General features: G+C 65.7%; 19 protein-coding genes. 9 read left to right on the forward strand and 10 right to left on the reverse strand.

Features of this window, described 5'->3' with window-relative positions; all coding sequences use genetic code 11:
• Both purQ and purL read left to right on the forward strand, forming a co-directional pair.
• On the forward strand, nt 1-786 hold the full coding sequence (purQ, locus tag ACZY0Q_RS14410; RefSeq protein ID WP_463917848.1) for a phosphoribosylformylglycinamidine synthase subunit PurQ: 786 nt from the start codon (nt 1-3) through the stop codon (nt 784-786).
• Nucleotides 783-3116, forward strand: coding sequence for a phosphoribosylformylglycinamidine synthase subunit PurL (purL, locus tag ACZY0Q_RS14415; RefSeq protein ID WP_463917850.1), 2334 nt, complete (start codon nt 783-785; stop codon nt 3114-3116). The genes purQ and purL overlap by 4 nt, the downstream gene beginning before the upstream one ends.
• 81 nt (nt 3117-3197) lie before the next feature.
• Here purL and ACZY0Q_RS14420 read toward each other — a convergent pair whose 3' ends face one another.
• Genes ACZY0Q_RS14420 through ACZY0Q_RS14435 form a run of 4 tightly spaced genes read right to left on the reverse strand, consistent with a single transcriptional unit; the run spans nt 3198 to nt 4824 of the window.
• Entirely contained in the window at nt 3198-3491 is a 294-nt protein-coding gene (locus tag ACZY0Q_RS14420; RefSeq protein WP_160677405.1) for a DUF503 domain-containing protein, read from the reverse strand.
• A 31-nt stretch (nt 3492-3522) separates the two neighbouring features.
• Nucleotides 3523-3840, reverse strand: a complete 318-nt coding sequence (locus tag ACZY0Q_RS14425) for a putative quinol monooxygenase (RefSeq protein WP_463917852.1) — start codon at nt 3838-3840, stop codon at nt 3523-3525.
• Nucleotides 3837-4412 (reverse strand): DUF1990 family protein, encoded by a 576-nt coding sequence (locus tag ACZY0Q_RS14430; RefSeq protein WP_463917854.1) that lies wholly within the window; start codon nt 4410-4412, stop codon nt 3837-3839. Before ACZY0Q_RS14430 ends, ACZY0Q_RS14425 begins: the two co-directional genes overlap by 4 nt.
• A complete protein-coding gene (locus tag ACZY0Q_RS14435; RefSeq protein ID WP_463917856.1) occupies nt 4405-4824 on the reverse strand; it encodes an MmcQ/YjbR family DNA-binding protein in 420 nt (139 codons plus the stop codon). Before ACZY0Q_RS14435 ends, ACZY0Q_RS14430 begins: the two co-directional genes overlap by 8 nt.
• Nucleotides 4825-4869: 45 nt before the next feature.
• Here ACZY0Q_RS14435 and ACZY0Q_RS14440 point away from each other — a divergent pair, with 45 nt between their 5' ends.
• Entirely contained in the window at nt 4870-5898 is a 1029-nt protein-coding gene (locus ACZY0Q_RS14440; RefSeq protein ID WP_463917857.1) for an isopenicillin N synthase family dioxygenase, read from the forward strand.
• Here the strand turns inward: ACZY0Q_RS14440 and ACZY0Q_RS14445 are convergent, their stop codons facing one another.
• Complete coding sequence (locus tag ACZY0Q_RS14445; RefSeq protein ID WP_463917859.1) at nt 5899-6324, reverse strand: CoA-binding protein; 426 nt, start codon at nt 6322-6324, stop codon at nt 5899-5901.
• Between the two features lie 74 nt (nt 6325-6398).
• Here ACZY0Q_RS14445 and ACZY0Q_RS14450 point away from each other — a divergent pair, with 74 nt between their 5' ends.
• From ACZY0Q_RS14450 to ACZY0Q_RS14470, 5 genes are all read left to right on the forward strand, one after another.
• The gene (locus ACZY0Q_RS14450) at nt 6399-6539 is read left to right on the forward strand and encodes a hypothetical protein (RefSeq protein WP_463917860.1); all 141 of its coding nucleotides are present in this window, start codon (nt 6399-6401) and stop codon (nt 6537-6539) included.
• Nucleotides 6540-6611: 72 nt separating this feature from the next.
• The gene (acs, locus tag ACZY0Q_RS14455; protein ID WP_463917862.1) at nt 6612-8633 is read left to right on the forward strand and encodes an acetate--CoA ligase; all 2022 of its coding nucleotides are present in this window, start codon (nt 6612-6614) and stop codon (nt 8631-8633) included.
• Nucleotides 8630-9919: a dimethylsulfone monooxygenase SfnG gene (gene sfnG, locus ACZY0Q_RS14460; RefSeq protein WP_463917864.1), complete on the forward strand. Its 1290-nt coding sequence runs from the start codon at nt 8630-8632 to the stop codon at nt 9917-9919. Before acs ends, sfnG begins: the two co-directional genes overlap by 4 nt.
• On the forward strand, nt 9919-11277 hold the full coding sequence (locus ACZY0Q_RS14465) for an O-acetylhomoserine aminocarboxypropyltransferase/cysteine synthase family protein (RefSeq protein ID WP_463917865.1): 1359 nt from the start codon (nt 9919-9921) through the stop codon (nt 11275-11277). The genes sfnG and ACZY0Q_RS14465 overlap by 1 nt, the downstream gene beginning before the upstream one ends.
• On the forward strand, nt 11274-11768 hold the full coding sequence (locus ACZY0Q_RS14470) for a CoA-binding protein (RefSeq protein WP_463917867.1): 495 nt from the start codon (nt 11274-11276) through the stop codon (nt 11766-11768). Before ACZY0Q_RS14465 ends, ACZY0Q_RS14470 begins: the two co-directional genes overlap by 4 nt.
• Nucleotides 11769-11815: 47 nt before the next feature.
• Here ACZY0Q_RS14470 and ACZY0Q_RS14475 read toward each other — a convergent pair whose 3' ends face one another.
• The 4 genes from ACZY0Q_RS14475 to ACZY0Q_RS14490 form a co-directional block, all read right to left on the reverse strand.
• The gene (locus tag ACZY0Q_RS14475; protein ID WP_463917869.1) at nt 11816-12793 is read right to left on the reverse strand and encodes a hypothetical protein; all 978 of its coding nucleotides are present in this window, start codon (nt 12791-12793) and stop codon (nt 11816-11818) included.
• Nucleotides 12790-13341 carry an RNA polymerase sigma factor gene (locus tag ACZY0Q_RS14480; RefSeq protein WP_463917870.1) on the reverse strand — a complete coding sequence of 184 codons (552 nt, stop codon included), beginning with the start codon at nt 13339-13341 and terminating at the stop codon, nt 12790-12792. The genes ACZY0Q_RS14475 and ACZY0Q_RS14480 overlap by 4 nt, the downstream gene beginning before the upstream one ends.
• A gap of 232 nt (nt 13342-13573) precedes the next feature.
• Nucleotides 13574-13903 carry a YegP family protein gene (locus tag ACZY0Q_RS14485; protein ID WP_463917872.1) on the reverse strand — a complete coding sequence of 110 codons (330 nt, stop codon included), beginning with the start codon at nt 13901-13903 and terminating at the stop codon, nt 13574-13576.
• Nucleotides 13904-14275: 372 nt separating this feature from the next.
• Complete coding sequence (locus tag ACZY0Q_RS14490; protein WP_058932815.1) at nt 14276-15565, reverse strand: adenylosuccinate synthase; 1290 nt, start codon at nt 15563-15565, stop codon at nt 14276-14278.
• 441 nt (nt 15566-16006) lie between these two features.
• On the opposite strand from ACZY0Q_RS14490, the gene ACZY0Q_RS14495 reads away from it, so the two are divergent.
• A complete protein-coding gene (locus ACZY0Q_RS14495; RefSeq protein WP_463917874.1) occupies nt 16007-16636 on the forward strand; it encodes a uracil-DNA glycosylase family protein in 630 nt (209 codons plus the stop codon).
• A gap of 203 nt (nt 16637-16839) precedes the next feature.
• Here ACZY0Q_RS14495 and ACZY0Q_RS14500 read toward each other — a convergent pair whose 3' ends face one another.
• On the reverse strand, nt 16840-17262 hold the full coding sequence (locus tag ACZY0Q_RS14500; RefSeq protein WP_463917876.1) for a DUF3151 domain-containing protein: 423 nt from the start codon (nt 17260-17262) through the stop codon (nt 16840-16842).

The raw sequence follows: 17262 nt of genomic DNA on the forward strand, positions 1-17262 counted from the left end.
ATGACTGAACTTCCCTTGATCGGCGAGGCAATCGCCGTCGCCGCCGAGCCCCGCTTAGCGGGTGCCCGGATCGGCGTTGTCACCTTCCCCGGCACCCTTGACGACCGCGACGCCGCCCGTGCAGTCCGGCTCGCCGGTGGCACCGCAGTGCCGCTCTGGCACGCGGACACCACCCTGGGTGACGTGGACGCCGTCGTGATCCCCGGCGGTTTCTCGTACGGCGATTACCTCCGTGCCGGCGCCATTGCCCGCTTCGCGCCGCTGATGTCCAAAATCATCGATGCTGCGAACTCCGACGCCAAGCTGCCTGTGCTGGGCATCTGCAACGGCTTCCAGATCCTGACCGAGTCGCACCTGCTGCCCGGGTCCATGATCAAGAACGACCACCTGAAGTTCATGTGCCGCGACCAGGTCCTTCGTGTGGAAAACAGCAACACCGCCTGGACTCTGGACTACGAGGCCGGCCAGGAAATCACCGTGCCGCTGAAGAACCAGGACGGCCAATACATCGCGGACGAAAAAGTCCTTGACGCACTCGAAGCCGAAGGCCGCGTCGTGTTCCGCTACGTGGGCTTCAACCCCAACGGCTCGCGCCGCTATATCGCCGGCATCTCCAACGCCGCCGGCAACGTGGTGGGCCTCATGCCGCACCCCGAGCACGCCGTGGAAGTTGGCTTCGGCCCCGAGACTGTTGTGTCCGGCTCCGCTGGCGTCGGCAGCTCAGACACCGACGGCTTGGGTTTCTTCACCTCCGTATTGAACAAGATTGTGGGAGGCAGCAAATGACCGAGATCAATTCGGTGGTCGAGCCTGTCGAGACCGCCAAGAAGTTCAACATCGACACCGTCGAGAACGCCGCCAAGACGCCGGACACCGAACTCCCCTGGGCAGAACTGGGCCTGAAGCAGAACGAGTTCGACGAGGTAGTCAAGGTCCTGGGCCGCCGCCCCACTGGCGCCGAACTGGCCATGTACTCCGTGATGTGGAGCGAGCACTGCTCCTACAAGTCCTCGAAGAACCACCTGCGCCAGTTCGGCGACAAGGTGACTGACGAGATGAAGAAGGACATGCTGGTGGGCATCGGCGAAAACGCCGGCGTCACCAACCTGGGCGACGGCTGGGCCGTGACGTTTAAGATCGAGTCCCACAACTCGCCGTCGTTCGTGGAGCCCTACCAGGGTGCCGCAACCGGCATCGGCGGCATTGTCCGCGACATCATCTCCATGGGTGCACGCCCGGTTGCCGTGATGGACCCGCTGCGGTTCGGCGCCATCGACCACCCGGACACTGCCCGCGTCATGCACGGTGCCGTTGCCGGCATCGGCGGCTACGGCAACTCGCTGGGCCTGCCGAACATCGGCGGCGAAATGGTGTTCGACTCGGTTTACCAGGGCAACCCGCTGGTCAACGCGCTGGCTGTTGGCGTTATGCGCCACGAGGACATCCGCCTCGCCAACGCGTCCGGCAAGGGCAACAAAGTGGTCCTGTTCGGTGCACGCACCGGCGGCGACGGCATCGGCGGCGCTTCGGTGCTGGCCTCGGAGTCCTTCGACGACACCAAGCCGTCCAAGCGCCCCGCCGTCCAGGTGGGCGACCCCTTCGCCGAGAAGGTCCTGATCGAATGCTGCCTGGAGCTCTTCAAGGGCTCGCTGGTTGAGGGTATCCAGGACCTCGGCGCCGCTGGCATCTCCTGCGCCACGTCCGAACTGGCCTCCAACGGCGACGGCGGCATGGAAGTTGAACTCACCTCTGTCCTGCTGCGCGACCCCACCCTGACCCCGGGCGAGATCCTGATGTCCGAGTCACAGGAACGCATGATGGCTGTGGTCACCCCGGAGAACATCGCCGCGTTCGAAGCTGTGATGGACAAGTGGGCCGTGGAGTATTCCTGGCTCGGCGAGGTCACCGACACCGGCCGCCTGATCATCACCTGGGACGGCGTAGTCATCGTGGACGTCGACCCGCGCACCGTGGCCCACGACGGCCCGGTTTACGACCGCCCGTACGCCCGCCCGTCCTGGCAGGATTCCGTACAGGCCGATTCCTTCACCGGCTCTGTGCAGGACACCGGCCGTCCCTCCGCCCCCGCGGAGTTGGCTGCCGCCGTCACCGAGCTCGTGGCCTCGCCGAACATGTGCAGCAAGGCCTGGATCACCAACCAGTACGACCGGTACGTGGGCGGCAACACCGCCCTGGCGTTCCCGGACGACGCCGGTGTGGTCCGCGTGGACGAGGAAACCGGCTTGGGCGTTGCCCTGGCCACTGACGCCAACGGCCGCTACACCTACCTCGACCCGTACCACGGCGCACAGCTGGCGCTGGCCGAGGCCTACCGCAACGTGGCCACCTCCGGCGCCGTCCCGATGGCCGTCAGCGACTGCCTGAACTTCGGCTCCCCCGAGGACCCGGACGTGATGTGGCAGCTCGCCGAGGCCATCCGCGGCCTGTCCGACGCCTGCATGGTGCTGGGCATCCCGGTCACCGGCGGCAACGTCTCGCTGTACAACCAGACCGGCACCACGCCGATCCACCCCTCCCCCGTGGTGGCAGTGCTGGGCAAGCTCGACGACGTCGCCCGCCGCACGCCGTCGGGCTGGAAGGAAGATGGCCAGGCCATCTACCTGCTGGGCACGACGGCGGCCGAGCTGGACGGTTCGGAATGGGCCAACATGCGCGGCCACCTGGGCGGGCTTCCGCCGAAGGTTGACCTCGCCGCCGAGCGCGCGCTGGGTGAGATCCTGATCAACGCGTCCCGCGACGGCATGGTGGACTCCGCGCACGACCTCTCCGAAGGCGGCCTCGCGGCAGCACTCGTTGAGTCCTCGCTGCGCTACGGCGTGGGTGCCCGGATCGCCCTGCAAGACGTCCTGGACCGCGACGGCGTGGACCTGTTCACGGCGCTGTTCTCCGAAACCCAGGGCCGCGCAATTGTTGGCGTGCCCCGCTCGGAAGAGGTCCGGTTCAAGGACATGTGCACGGCCCGCGGCTTTGCCCACACCCGCATCGGCGTGGTGGACGCAGCCAGCGGCAACCTGGAGATCAACGGTGTAGACACCATGTCGCTGGACGCCCTCCGCGAATCCCACGAGGCGACCCTGCCGAAGTACTTCGGCTAGTCCCCACCCATAAAACCAACGCGGGGTCACTTTCCGCCCAATAATCCCCTTGGGATGGGCGTCAAGTGACCCCGCGTTGGTTTAGTCATCGCTGTGGAGCTCCCGCTGCCTCGAGCTCAGCAGTTCAAATTCGGGCCGGGCGGCCACAAGGCGTTCGACGGCGGTGAGCACCTCCACGAGGTGCGCCCGGTCTGCTGCCACCAGGCCCGCGCCCACCTGCGAACGCCGGTACTGATCGTGATCCCCCACCTCCGCGACGGATACATCGAAGCGGCGTTTGAGCTCGGCCAGCAACGGCCTGATGACGGAACGTTTCTCCTTCAGGCTCTGGACGTCGCCGAGGAGGATGTCGAATTCAATCCAGCCGATCCACATGCAGTAATCGTATCCAGTGCTCCGACGATGGTCAGATGGTGAGTTCGCCCATCCGGTCCCAGCCCTCGCCGTCGAGCTGGCGGCTGATGATCCGCGGTGTTTCGGCCAGGGCCTGCGGCATATCCGCCATCGCCTGCTTGAAGTGCCTGCTGTTGACGTGGTCCCCGGCTGCGTCGTCCTTGAAGGCTTCTACCAGCACAAACTCATGCGGGTCATCCACACTGCGGGACCAGTCGAACCACAGGTTGCCGGGCTCCGCGCGGGTTGCCTTGGTGAAGCCGTCAACGAGGCCGAGCCAGCGCTCGGACCAGTCGGGTTTGACCTTGAATTTAACGACGATAAAAATCATGGGGTGTTCCTTCCATTGCGGGACATGGACTTTCCCGCGGCGAGCTGACGTGCCCCTTCAACGTATCGCGAAGTCACGTGCCGTTGCGCGGCCCTGGTCACCAGGCCGCCTGCCCGGTAGAACCAGTTGGCGGGCCTGCTGAAGGCAGTGATCTTCAGGAACACCCGGCCGGTGTCGTCAATCTCCACCTCAAATGCCTCCTCGCCGCGCGCCGGATGGCCGGGCAGCGTGCCGTAGCCAAAACCGGCCGACTGCGGGCCGTCGCCGGGCACCGGCCGCCGGACCCACACCACTTCGCAGGGAGCGTTGATGCGGAAGGGCCCGGCGCCGAATCCGCTCACCACGCGTGCGCCAGGCCGGACGACGTCGGACTCGGTCCGGACGCGCAGCCCGGAACGCCGCTGCAGCTCCCAGGTCAGAATTCCCTGCGCCACCCGGCGGTACAATTCCAACCCGTCGCCCAGATAGGCCTGGGACACCAGGCTCGGGTATCCCGCCGGCGGGCGGCCATTCTCCGTAGCGCCGACACCCGGGTAATCGAGCCGGCCGCGCGCAATCCGTTTCTCAGCCAACAGACCCGTCCCGGGATCCAGTCAGCCGCGCCCACCCCAGCTGGTCCTGCTGTTTCCTGCTCAATCCGGCTACGACCAGGTCGTAGGAGTCCTCCACCATGTCCCGGATCATGTCATCCGGCAGTGCACCGTCCAGCCGTACACCGTTCCAGTGCGTTTTGTTCATGTGCCACGCGCCGGTGATTTCGGGGTGTGCGTTCCGGAGCTGTTCGGCCAGGGCAGGTTCGCATTTGAGGTTCACGTGCCAGTCCGCGGCGTCCATGGCGGACAGCGCAAACATCTTCGCTTCGTGCCGCGCTCCCCCGGAAACGGCAGCCCGGACCTTAAACACGGAGGTCTCGGGACCGAAGGGGAAATCCTCAAAGGAACCGGGAAATGACAGGCAGATTGCCTTGAGTTGCGCTGCGTCCATGGACCGAGCCTACAAAGCCCTTCCCTGCGGTGCTAGTCTGCGAAGATGTCACCTGATCAGGCCACGATTCCCGTTCTGGACATGAGCGCTGCACGCCAGCCGTACGGCTCCTTCAGCCCCGATTTCATTGAGGAGCTGCGGGACGCCGCCCACAATGTGGGCTTCTTCCAAATCACTGGGTACGGCGCGGCCCCCGGTCAGGCCGAGGAGCTCCTGGCCCTCATTAAACGCTTCTTCGAGCTGCCCCTCGAGGAGCGGATGAAGCTGGACAACAGGATTTCACCGCACTTCCGCGGCTACACCCGGATGGGCACCGAAGTCACGCAGGGACGGGCCGACGCCCGCGAGCAGATCGACTACTCCCCGGAGCGTGAACCCGTCCACGACTACCCTGCCGATCAGCCGTACTGGCTCCTCCAGGGTCACAACATGTGGCCCGATGAGGCACTACCGGAACTCAAACCCGCGGCCATGGCCTGGGCCGACCTGATGTCCAGCGTGGGTATGGAACTGCTGCGCGGCATCTCGGTTTCGCTGGGACTGCCCGAGGACCACTTCGACGAACCCTTCGGCAACGAACCGGCCTGGATGGGCAAACTGGTGCATTACGTCGGCGGCGTGGTTAAGGCGGCCGGGAACCAGGGCGTGGGCTCCCACGCTGACTACGGTTTTGTCACCCTGCTCCTCCAGGACGAGGTGGGCGGACTCGAAGTGCTGCCACCCGGGACAACTGAATGGGCGCCGGTTGAGCCCATTCCCGGGGCACTGGTGGTGAACTTGGGCGAAATGCTGGAGGTGGCCACGGAAGGTTTCCTTGCCGCCACGATCCACCGGGTCAAGGCGCCGCCACCCGGCGTGGACCGTTACTCAGTCCCGTTCTTCTGGTCGCCGCGGCTGGATGCGGTCATCGATCCGGTGCCCCTGCCGCCCGAGCTCAAGGCCCAGGCACGCGGCATCTCCGACGACCCATCCAACCCGATGCTCGCGTCCTTCGGCCTGAACATGCTCAAGGGCCGCATGCGCGCCCACCCGGACGTGACCGAACGCCACTACCCGGAACTCATGCAGCGCTGATCAGAGGTTGTACTTCCACGCCTGCTGCGCGGGGCAAACGTTCATGACCACGTCCAGGCCGGCGGCCTTGGCACGGTCCGCTGCCGCTTCGTCGATAACGCCGAGCTGCAACCACACGGCCTTGGCACCTACCGCAATTGCCTGATCCACCACCGCCCCGACCTTGTGCGAATTCACGAAGCAGTCGACGACGTCGAGGGGTTGCTTTTCAGCGGGAATCTCACCCAGTGTGCGGTACCCGGTTTCGCCGTGGACAGTGTCCCCAGGAAGGTTGACGGGGATGATCTCCATCCCGAGCCGGTCGCGGATAAACAGCGAGGTGTCGTAAGCTGCGCGCCACTCATTGGTGGTCAGGCCCACGATGGCCCACCGCCCTTTGTTTCGCATCAGGCGCTCAATAACGGCAGGCTCGTTGGCGTGGCCCATGAGGCAAGCGTACAGCGTCCCCGGACTAGCCCATGATCGAATATTTGACTGATTGACTGGCGCCGGAGCCAGGCATGAACGAATATTACATTCCCAGGCACCCCGATTTGGCGCAGGGTGTGCGGTCGGCTGTAGTGGAAGTGACCATCCCGAGCGGCCAAGAGACCTGGATCGATGAAGCCGCAGCATCCCTGGGCGGCTTGCCGCCCTCATAACCGCACCCGTTGAGGCGACCATCCTCGGCACACAGCGAAGGGTGCTACCGCCAGGATCGATGGAGCACATTTATGACATCAGAAGTATCTTCTGCCACCCCTTTGCCCACCCTGAGTCCCGCCAGCGCCGCAGCGGCCACCGCGAAGCACACACCGGATCTACCGGACAATGTGGCCTTCTGGGAAGAGCAGGCCCTCCGCCTGGACTGGGCCCGGCCGGAAGGACTCCAAGACGGCAAGCCGTGGCACACGGCCCACCGCCGGGTCCCGGCCGATGCCGCAGCGGGCAAAGGCCCGGAGATCGTCTGGTTTGAGGGCGGCAAGCTAAACGTCGCCTACAACTGCGTGGACCGCCACGTAGCAAATGGCCGCGGCAACAAGGTTGCCCTCCACTTCGAAGGCGAGCCTGGGGACCGCCGCGCCATCACCTACGCGGAGCTCCAGCGCGAAGTCTCCAAGGCCGCCAACGCCCTGCTGGCCCTGGGCATCACCAAGGGCGACCGCGTGGTCATCTACCTGCCGGTCATCCCCGAAACGGTCATCATCACCCTCGCCGTAGCCCGGATCGGCGCCATCCACTCGCTCGTTTTCGGTGGCTTCTCCGCGGACGCCCTGAAGTTCCGCGTCGAGGACACGGGAGCCAAGCTCCTGGTGACCACGGACGGCCAGTTCCGCCGCGGTGTCGCCGTGCCTGTCAAGGACAACGCGGATTCAGCCGTCGCCGGGGACAACGCGATCGAACACGTCCTGGTCATCAACCGCACCACGGCGCCGGCGGACCTGGCCGCCGTCCCCATGACTGAAGGCCGCGACGTGTGGTGGCATGACGCCGTCGGGAGCGCCGCAGACGTCCACGAAGCCGAAGCGTTCGACGCCGAAACGCCGCTGTTCATCATGTACACCTCCGGGACCACCGGTAAGCCCAAGGGCCTGGTCCACACGTCCGGCGGTTACCTGACACAGGCGTCCTGGAGCTTCGAGCACCTGTTCAGCAACCCGGACCCCGCACTCCGTGACCAGGACGTGCACTGGTGCACGGCGGACCTCGCCTGGGTCACGGCGCACACCTACGAGATCTACGGCCCGCTTTCGAACGGCGTCACCCAGGTGATCTTCGAAGGCACGCCCAACACCCCGCACCCGGGCCGCCACTTCGAAATCATCGATCGCTACGGCGTCACGCAGTACTACACCGCGCCCACCCTGGTCCGCTCCCTCATGGGCTGGTTCCCGGACGGCGTGCCGGACAGCTACGACCTCTCCTCGATCCGGATGCTGGGCACCGTGGGCGAGGCCGTGAACCCTGAGGCCTGGCGCTGGCTGCGGCAGAACGTCGGAGCCGGCACGGCACCTGTGGTGGACACGTGGTGGCAGTCCGAAACCGGAGCCACCATCCTCTCCCCCGCACCGACGGATAGCGAGTTCAAGCCGGGCTGCGCGGCCCGCCCGCTGCCCGGCGTCAGTACCAGGATCGTGGACGACGCCGGCAATACAGTGCCGCCGGGCGTCCAGGGTTTCATTGTGGTTGACGCCCCCGGGCCCGCCATTGCGCGCACTGTCTGGGGCAACCCCCGCCGCTACTACGACTCCTACTGGAGCCAGTATGTGGAGCAGGGCTGGTTCCTCGCCGGCGACGGCGCGAAATACGACGCCGACGGCGACATCTGGATTCTGGGCCGCGTTGACGACACCCTGAACGTTTCCGGCCACCTGCTCTCCACCATCGAGATCGAGTCGGCCCTGGTGGCTCACCCGGACGTCGTGGAGGCCGGCGTCTGTCCGGTGGCCGATCCCAAGACCGGGCACGCGATTGTCGCCTTTGTGGTGCTGAAGGCAGGGGTTTCGACGGGCTCAACCACCGAGGAACTCCGGAACCACGTCGCGAAGGCGATCGGCCCGATCGCCAAGCCGCGCGACGTCGTCGTCGTTCCTGACGTACCGAAGACCCGCAGCGGCAAGATCATGCGCCGGCTGCTCACCCAACTATTTGAGGGGACCGCCCTGGGCGACACCACCTCACTCCAAAACGAACCGGCGATCGCCGGAATCCAGGACGTCCTGCGCGAGCGGGTCCTAGTAAAGGAAAACTCATGACAGACATCAGCAACGTTGCACGCCTTTCAGAGCCGCTCAAGTTTGCTTACTGGGTGCCGAACGTTTCCGGCGGCCTGGTGGTCTCCACCATCGAGCAGCGCACCGGCTGGGACTTTGACTACAACAAGAAGCTCGCCCAGATCGCCGAGAACTCCGGCTTCGAGTACGCCCTGACACAGACCCGTTACGCCGCGTCCTACGGAGCCGACAAGCAGCACGAGGCAACGTCCTTCTCCCTGGCCCTGCTCGCCGCCACTGAGCGTCTAAAGGTCATCGCCGCCGTCCACCCGGGCATGTGGCACCCTGGCGTCCTCGCGAAGTTCATCATCACCGCGGACCACATCTCCAACGGCCGCGCCGCCGTCAACATCGTCTCCGGCTGGCTCAAAAACGAGTTCACCAGCTTCGGCCTCGACTGGCTGGAGCACGACGAACGCTACGTCCGCACCGAGGAATTCATCAGGGTCCTGCGCGGCCTCTGGACCGAGCAGGAGTACAGCCAGGCCGGCAAGTACTACAACATCACCGATTTCACCCTGAACCCGGCACCCGTGGATGTTCCGGGCCGCCCGCACCCGGAGGTCTTCTTCGGCGGAAACTCGACGGCGGCGCAGGCCACCGCGGGCCGCGTGGCCGACTGGTACTTCTCCAACGGCAAGGACCTGGAAGGCTTCAAGGAGAACATCGCCGGCGTGGTCTCTTCCGCAGGAGAAAGCGGGCGCGAGACCGGCCGCGGAGCCCAGGGCACCGACAGCGCCCTGCCCGCCGCTTTGCCCTCCGCCTTGTCCGCTCCGCGGTTTGGCCTGAACGGCTTTGTCATCGCCCGCGATTCCGAGAAGGAAGCCCGCGAGACGCTCCGCGAAATCGTGGCGAAGGCACACAAGCCCGCAGTCCAGGGCTTCCGCGACGCCGTGCAGGAAGCCGGTGCGTCCACCAAGGACGGCAAGGGCATGTGGGCTGACTCGAGCTTCGAGGACCTGGTCCAGTACAACGACGGCTTCAAGACCCAGCTGATCGGCACCCCGGAGCAGATCGCCGAGCGGATCGTGGCATACAAGAAGATCGGCGTGAACCTGTTCCTCACCGGCTACCTGCACTTCCAGGAGGAGGTGGCCGCGTTCGGCCAGGACATCCTGCCGATCGTCCGCGAACTCGAAGCCGACCTGGCCCGCAAGAACGGCACCGAACTGGTCCCCACCCGCACCCTAGCCTCGCAAGCTCGGCCAGGGAACCCTGCGGGCGTGGGCCCATCCGGGACGCCCGCCGCCGAGTCGGTGGCCGTCTGATGGCTGACCGCAAGTTCGGTTTCCGCACCCGCGCCCTGCACGCCGGCGGCACCCCCGACGCCGAGCACGGTGCCCGCGCGGTGCCCATCTACCAGACCACGTCCTTCGTGTTCAAGGACACCCAGGATGCCGCCAACCTGTTCGCGCTGCAGAAGTATGGCAACATCTACTCCCGCATCGGCAACCCCACCGTGGCAGCGTTCGAAGAGCGCATCGCCTCGCTTGAGGGCGGCATCGGCGCGGTGGCGACGTCGTCCGGCATGGCCGCGGAGTTCATCACCTTCGCTGCGCTGACGCAGTCCGGCGACCACATTGTGGCAGCCTCCCAGCTGTACGGCGGCACGGTCACCCAGCTGGACGTGACCCTCCGCCGCTTTGGCGTGGACACCACGTTCGTTCCCGGCACCGACCCCGCGGACTATGCCGCGGCGGTGCAGGAGAACACCAAGGCGATCTTCGTCGAGGTGGTGGCCAACCCGTCGTCGGAAGTCCAGGACCTGGCGGCCCTGGCGAAGGTCGCGCACGACGCCGGAGTCCCCCTCGTGGTGGACGCCACCTTGAGCACGCCCTACCTTGTGCGCCCGATCGAACACGGCGCGGACATCGTGATCCACTCCGCCACCAAGTTCCTCGGCGGGCACGGCACCACTCTGGGCGGCGTGATCGTCGAGAGCGGCCGGTTTGATTGGGGCAACGGCAAGTTCCCCACCATGACCGAGCCAGTGGCGTCCTACGGAAACGTCTCCTGGTGGGGCAACTTCGGCGAGTACGGCTTCCTCACCAAGCTTCGCTGCGAACAGCTGCGCGACATCGGCCCGGCGCTGTCCCCATTGTCGGCCTTCCAGCTGCTGCAGGGCGTGGAAACCCTCCCGCAGCGACTCGACGAGCATCTCAAGAACGCCCAGGCGGTGGCCGAATGGCTCGAGGCCGATCCCCGCGTGGCCTACGTGAACTTCTCCGGGCTTCCCTCGCACCCGCATTTTGAGCGCGCGAAGAAGTACCTGCCGCTGGGCCCCGGCTCCGTGTTCTCCTTCGGGGTGAAGGGCGGGCGCACTGCCGGGCAGAAGTTCATCGAATCCCTGCAGATTGCCTCGCACCTGGCCAACGTGGGCGATTCACGCACCCTGGTGATCCACCCGGGTTCCACTACACACCAGCAGCTGAGCCCCGCCCAGCTGGAGTCCGCGGGCGTGCCTGAGGACCTGGTCCGCATTTCCGTGGGCCTGGAGGACATCGATGACATCCTGTGGGACCTGGACCAGGCTCTGGACGCGGCGTCGGAACCGGCGGTCGAGACCGGGATTTCAACGGGCTCAACCACCGAAGCGGACTCCTGCACGATTGGGGCGAACGTATGAGCACCAGCGAACGCACCTGGACCGGGCCTTCCGCTCCGGAGCGCCTGAACCTGCTGCGCGCAGCCACATCGATTGCGATCGTGGGCGCCTCGGACAAACCGTCCCGGGCGAGCTATTTTGTGGCGACGTACCTGCAGTCGTCCACGCGGTACAAGGTGTACTTCGTGAACCCCGTGGTCAAGGAGATCCTTGGTGAACCGACCTACGCCTCACTGGCCGACCTTCCCGAAAGCCCGGACATCGTGGATGTGTTCCGCAAACACGATGACCTCCCGGGCGTCCTGGACGAAGCCATCGCCGCCGGTGCCAAAACCCTGTGGCTGCAGCTCGGCTCCTGGCATGAGGACGTGGCCGCGGGCGCGGAAGCCGCCGGGCTCAACGTGGTGATGGACCGCTGCGTGAAGATCGAGCACGCCCGGTTCCATGGCGGGCTGCACCTGGCCGGATTCGACACCGGTGTGATCTCCTCCAAGCGGCAGCTGCTTTCCTGACGATTGGTGGTTCCCGGCGGAAAGGCTCTTCCTGGCGGAGAACCTGACTACCGGTTGAACTTCTTCAGCCAGTTTGAACCGGGTCCGGCATTGCCGGGCCCGGTTTTTTCCGTCAATGCCGGTGGGACAAGGGCTGACGTCAGGGACTCTGCCGCTGTTGCGGCTTGGGTCAGGGTACCGGCAGCCAGCTTTCCGGCCTTGTCGAACTCGGCAGCGGCGTCGGAGGCGGCCTCAGTATTACTGTTGCGTTCCTGTGCGGCAGTGTCACGAGTGGCTGCGTCACGAGTGTGTGCGTCCCCAGTGTGTGCGTCCCCAGTGTGTGCATCCCGGGAAGCAGCGCCGCCAAGGGTGGCGCCGGCGGCGTTCCCTGGCGCGCCGCCGTCGTCCGCCTTTGCCTTGCGGGGCGCGGTGTTGTTTCCGGGGCCGGCCGGCTCCGTGCCCGCGTTCTGGCCTGCGTTCTGGCCTGCGTTCCGGCCTGCGTTCCGGCCTGCGTTTTCCGGACGGTTGCCTGGCTGGCCGGTTCCCAGTTCAGCAGATTCCGGCTGCGCCGGCGCTGGGGTGTCGTGGGCTGCCGGCTCTCCGGGCAGCTGAATCTCGGCCGGGCCTGCGGCACTTCCGCTGACAGGCGGAGTCCCGGCGACGGTCCAGGCAGGGGCCCAGTCCCGCAGCAGCTGCTGGATGGAATTGCCGGCCTGCGCATCCCGAGCGGTGCCGGTGGCGGCCACTCCGGTGACGCCGAGCCCCATCCCTGCGATGACGGCCAGGCCCACAACGGTGGTCCGGTGCTTGCGGAGCAGGCGGTGCCGGGCGAGCTGGTGGGTCTGGCCTGACAGGAGTGCCGCGAGTTCGGGGCCCGGCTCGGGGACCGGCAGGGAGGCAAGGGAACCTACCGCGAGCAGTGTTTCGCGGAGCCCTGCGGTTTCATTGAGTCCTGCGGCTTCACGGAGCCCCGCATCGTCGGTCCAACCGGCGTCCAGGAGCATTTCATCCACGGTCCGGATCAGGGAGCTGGCATTGGACGTCATGGCGCCACGTACTCCTTCACTGCGGACTGCTCGCGCAGCCGGATCAGTGCGCGGCGCTGGAGCTGTTTGACGGCGCCGGCGCTCTTTTCCATCACGGCAGCCACCTGGTCCACGGTCAGGCCCGCGACGAGGCGTAGCGACAGCACCTCGCGCTGCTCAGCCGGCAGGTCGTCCAGGAGATCAGCAACCTCCTGCGGGGAGACCCGCTGCAGCACGTCGGCCTCAGCGGATGACTCCCGGCGTCCGTCCAGTTCCGGTTCGAACGGAAGTTTGATGGGGGTGCGTTGCTGCCTCCGGTGATCGTCCACCATCCTGGCGTGCGCCACAGAGAAGACAAAAGTACGCAGCCCGGCGACGCCACCGGTGACCGTCTGCAGCCGCGGCAAAACAGCGAGGAAGACTTCCTGCATAACCGCCTCCGCATCTTCTACCCCGCGGGCTGTGAGGTAGCCCAGGACCTGTGGCGCATAGGTTCTGTACACGATGCTGAAAAGCTCCGGATCGCGGGCGCGCGCACGCAGAACGTCGTCTGTCAGCGCATCTGTCACGGACACAGGGCCTTCGGTGGAGGGGACTGGGCTTGCTCAGCATGGGGCCCGCACGTCCTGCGCGGAATGCCCTCGCCAGCTAACCTTACCCTCCAGTAACAAAAGAGCCGGGCTGGAACATGATGGGGGACAAGTTCCAGACCGGCGCTTCATAGGGGTAATCGCTCCAGGCCTCGCTGGGGTTACGCCATCGGGCAAAAACTTTCCGGGACCGTACCGCTGGCCGGGCTGCCTACGTCCAGCGCGACGCGGTCAACCCCCGGCGCGATCCCTTGGCAAGGACAAACGTGTGCGTCCTGGTGGCGGGAACGCGCTGGTCTCCACAGTTCGGCTCGAGTTGGGCACGAACCACCGCTGGAGCGGCCGGCGCAGCTGTGGCGGCCGGGCAGAGATCGGTGACCAGCCCTGTCCCGGCGCATTCGCGGACGGCGGTGATCCCGGCAGCCACGGCGACCTTGTCTTCAAATGCGCCGGACACGGCCATCACGGTGCCATCCGGTGCCATGAGGCGGAACCTGAATCGTGAATCCGAGTCCAAGAAAACTTCAAACTTCCCGGCCATGATAATTCCTTCCGGTCTGCGGCCCTCACCAGGCGACGGCTACGTCACCGGCCGGCGCGGAAGCATCCCTGCGTCCGGTACCTGCGGGGTCTGGTTGAATGATCTGCTGATCGGTTCAGCGTGTGCTTGAGAGCCTGTCCGGTCCGCCTGCAGCCTCACAAGACCGGCCGCGTAAACCCTGTGTAAATTGCGTACAACGCCAACCCAGACCAGCGGAAACAAGGTTGGGCACCGCTCCCATCCCAACTAGGTAGCAGTAAGTGTCGTTATGAGCGCTCAAAGCGACACTTACTGCTACCCACTTGGGTGAGCAGACAACAAAGGCGGGCCACCTTTTTCAGGTGACCCGCCGTCGTCGTGCTTTACAGGCTGTTAGTCGTTGATCAGATCGTGGACCACGATGGTCTGGTCGCGGTCCGGGCCGACGCCGATCGCGGAGAAGCGCGTGCCGGAGAGCTTCTCGAGGGCCAGCACGTAGTTGCGGGCGTTCTCGGGGAGGTCCTCCAGCGTGCGGGCACCGGTGATGTCCTCGGTCCAGCCCTCGAAGTACTCAAAGATGGGCACTGCGTGGTGGAACTCAGTCTGCGTCATGGGCATTTCGTCGTGCCGCACACCGTCGACGTCGTAGGCAACGCAGACCGGGATCTGCTCGATGCCGGTGAGGACGTCCAGCTTGGTGACGAAGTAGTCCGTGAAGCCGTTGACGCGGGAAGCGTGGCGGGCCAGGACGGCGTCGTACCAGCCGCAGCGGCGCGGACGACCGGTGTTCACGCCGAACTCGCCACCGGTCTTCTGCAGGTACATGCCCATCTCGTCGAACAGTTCGGTGGGGAACGGTCCGGCCCCAACACGGGTGGTGTAGGCCTTGATGATGCCAATTGAGCGGGAAATCCGGGTGGGGCCGATACCCGAGCCGACGGACGCGCCGCCGGCTGTGGGGTTGGAGGAGGTCACGAACGGGTAGGTGCCGTGGTCCACGTCCAGGAACGTGGCCTGGCCGCCTTCCATAAGCACAACCTTGCCCTCGTCCAGGGCGTTGTTGAGGACAAGCGTGCTGTCGATGACCAGCGGGCGCAGGCGCTCGGCGAAGGCCAGGAAGTAGTCCACGATCTCGTCCACCACAATGTCCCGGCGGTTGTAGACCTTGACCAGGAGTTCGTTCTTCTGGCGCAGGGATCCTTCCACCTTCTGGCGGAGGATGGACTCGTCAAAGACATCCTGGACGCGGATGCCCAGGCGGGCCACCTTGTCCATGTAGGCCGGGCCGATGCCGCGGCCGGTGGTGCCGATGGCGCGGCTGCCCAGGAAACGCTCGGTCACCTTGTCCAGGACCTGGTGGTAGGGCGCCACGAGGTGCGCGTTGGCGGAAATGCGCAGCTTGGACGTGTCCGCACCGCGGGCTTGCAGGCCCTCGATCTCCTGGAACAGGGCCTCAAGGTTCACCACGCAGCCGTTGCCGATGATCGGAATCGCGTTGGGGCTCAAAATGCCGGCCGGAAGGAGCTTGAGCTCATACTTCTCACCGCCTACGACGACGGTGTGCCCGGCATTGTTGCCGCCGTTGGGCTTTACGACGTAGTCAACGCGGCCGCCCAGAAGATCGGTGGCCTTGCCTTTTCCTTCGTCGCCCCACTGGGCTCCTACGATCACGATTGCTGGCATGGGATCCTCCCCCATTCGTTCGGGCCGCGCAGGTCCGTCCACCGAGATGGCAAGCCTGCCTAGCGCCGTTCATGAGAATGCCCCGGAGGCCATAGCCTGACCGGACCGCCACTGCGGCCAACCACGCAAGAGTCCGGGGCTCTTACCACCCAAGTTTAGCCGATGCGGGGGTTTCCTCCACCCGTTCGGCCTGCGGAGGCTGCCGCGCCATCAAGGATCGTCCGGGTGTTTTCCACTCCAGCTGCGGGGCCCGGGGTATGCCTTTCATCACGCAATGTCACCGGAGGGGGTCCGCATTTCGCGGGGCTTGCTAAACTGATAGAGATCGACCAGGAATCGGTCCACACCACATTTGAAACCACGCCGGAAACGGCGCGCCCATCACGCGCCCATTTTCCGGATTGGCAGCATCGCCGAGCCCCGCAGGAGATATTGCACTATATGACAGCCCTGGCCCCAGAATCCCTCCGTGAACAGCTCCTGAGCCGCCGCTACGAGCCCAACGTTGCCGCCGTCAACGAGCTGTGCGATTCCCTGCAGAGCGTCAAGCCCCACACTGAAGTCCCCTACGTTGACCCTATGCACGACGTGGACGAGTGCCGCATCATCAGCCTCTACTCCAACATCGGTGAAGCTGACCCGTCCGGCTTCATCACCGCTGGCGACGACGACGCCGCCACCCGCATGCTCGGCATCCAGTGGACACTGGGCCTGCGCCCCGAGTTCGTGATGCCGTGGAACGTGCACCCGTGGCACACCCCCGGCGAGGTCAACGGCAAATTCACGCCGGACCAGATTTCGGCCGGCCTCAAGCCGCTGCTCAAGTTCCTCGCCGTGGTCCCCCGCGCCTCGGTGATCGTGGCGCACGGCACCGAAGCCAACCGTCTGGCCAACCTGCTGCTGAAGACCGAAGTTCCGCTGCTCTGGCGCCGCGGGCTCAAGACCTACAAGGTCCGCTCCCTCAGCGGCCGCGCCTTCGCCGGGACGCCCGCGCGGCAGGAACAGTACCTCGAGGAAATGCGCGTCGTCTACACCGACGCCATGGCCCGCACAGGGCTCGCGAAGGTCTAACCACCGGTGGGCCCACGCCCGCAGGGTTCCCTCGCCGAGCTTGCGAGGTGAGGGTGCGGGTGGGGAACGACGGCGGGCGGTTACCTTTCTTCTGAAAGGTAACCGCCCGCCGTCGTTCGCTTCTTAAGCCCCAACGCGGGGTCACTTCCCGCCCAAAAACGACGGTTTATTGGGCAGGAAGTGACTCCGCGTTGCTCTTCAAACTACTTGGCCTCGATGGCTGCCTTGGCTGCCGGGTCCGAGTCGTTCAGGAACTTCTCGATGCGTTCCGGTTCCTCGGCTTCGCCGATGGCGGCGGACGCGCGGCCCAGCGAGTAGAGCGCCCGCAGGAAGCCGCGGTTGGGTTCGTGCTCCCACGGGATGGGGCCCACCCCGCGCCAGCCGTTACGGCGCAGCGAGTCCAGCCCACGGTGGTAGCCCACGCGCGAGTAGGCGTAGGAATCGATGGTGCGGCCCTCGGACCACGCCTCCTCCGCCAGGACAGCCCACAACAGTGACGAGGTGGGGTGCTTTTCCACCAGGTCCAGTGCTTCGGCGCCGGCGTCCAGCTGCTCGTAGACGTCCGTTTCCGGAGGCAGGAGCGTCGGCTCCGGACCCATCAGGTTCTTGCGGAACTCGTCGGACAT

It is taken from the genome of Pseudarthrobacter lactosi (assembly GCF_055412785.1).

What these genes read in the sequence shown, in the direction of transcription:
- purQ (WP_463917848.1), top strand. Translation starts at nt 1, where the DNA reads ATGACTGAACTTCCCTTGATCGGCGAGGCAATCGCCGTCGCCGCCGAG.
- purL (WP_463917850.1), top strand. Translation starts at nt 783, where the DNA reads ATGACCGAGATCAATTCGGTGGTCGAGCCTGTCGAGACCGCCAAGAAG.
- ACZY0Q_RS14420 (WP_160677405.1), bottom strand. Translation starts at nt 3,491, where the DNA reads ATGTGGATCGGCTGGATTGAATTCGACATCCTCCTCGGCGACGTCCAG.
- ACZY0Q_RS14425 (WP_463917852.1), bottom strand. Translation starts at nt 3,840, where the DNA reads ATGATTTTTATCGTCGTTAAATTCAAGGTCAAACCCGACTGGTCCGAG.
- ACZY0Q_RS14435 (WP_463917856.1), bottom strand. Translation starts at nt 4,824, where the DNA reads ATGGACGCAGCGCAACTCAAGGCAATCTGCCTGTCATTTCCCGGTTCC.
- ACZY0Q_RS14440 (WP_463917857.1), top strand. Translation starts at nt 4,870, where the DNA reads ATGTCACCTGATCAGGCCACGATTCCCGTTCTGGACATGAGCGCTGCA.
- ACZY0Q_RS14445 (WP_463917859.1), bottom strand. Translation starts at nt 6,324, where the DNA reads ATGGGCCACGCCAACGAGCCTGCCGTTATTGAGCGCCTGATGCGAAAC.
- ACZY0Q_RS14450 (WP_463917860.1), top strand. Translation starts at nt 6,399, where the DNA reads ATGAACGAATATTACATTCCCAGGCACCCCGATTTGGCGCAGGGTGTG.
- acs (WP_463917862.1), top strand. Translation starts at nt 6,612, where the DNA reads ATGACATCAGAAGTATCTTCTGCCACCCCTTTGCCCACCCTGAGTCCC.
- sfnG (WP_463917864.1), top strand. Translation starts at nt 8,630, where the DNA reads ATGACAGACATCAGCAACGTTGCACGCCTTTCAGAGCCGCTCAAGTTT.
- ACZY0Q_RS14465 (WP_463917865.1), top strand. Translation starts at nt 9,919, where the DNA reads ATGGCTGACCGCAAGTTCGGTTTCCGCACCCGCGCCCTGCACGCCGGC.
- ACZY0Q_RS14470 (WP_463917867.1), top strand. Translation starts at nt 11,274, where the DNA reads ATGAGCACCAGCGAACGCACCTGGACCGGGCCTTCCGCTCCGGAGCGC.
- ACZY0Q_RS14475 (WP_463917869.1), bottom strand. Translation starts at nt 12,793, where the DNA reads ATGACGTCCAATGCCAGCTCCCTGATCCGGACCGTGGATGAAATGCTC.
- ACZY0Q_RS14485 (WP_463917872.1), bottom strand. Translation starts at nt 13,903, where the DNA reads ATGGCCGGGAAGTTTGAAGTTTTCTTGGACTCGGATTCACGATTCAGG.
- ACZY0Q_RS14490 (WP_058932815.1), bottom strand. Translation starts at nt 15,565, where the DNA reads ATGCCAGCAATCGTGATCGTAGGAGCCCAGTGGGGCGACGAAGGAAAA.
- ACZY0Q_RS14495 (WP_463917874.1), top strand. Translation starts at nt 16,007, where the DNA reads ATGACAGCCCTGGCCCCAGAATCCCTCCGTGAACAGCTCCTGAGCCGC.
- ACZY0Q_RS14500 (WP_463917876.1), bottom strand. Translation starts at nt 17,262, where the DNA reads ATGTCCGACGAGTTCCGCAAGAACCTGATGGGTCCGGAGCCGACGCTC.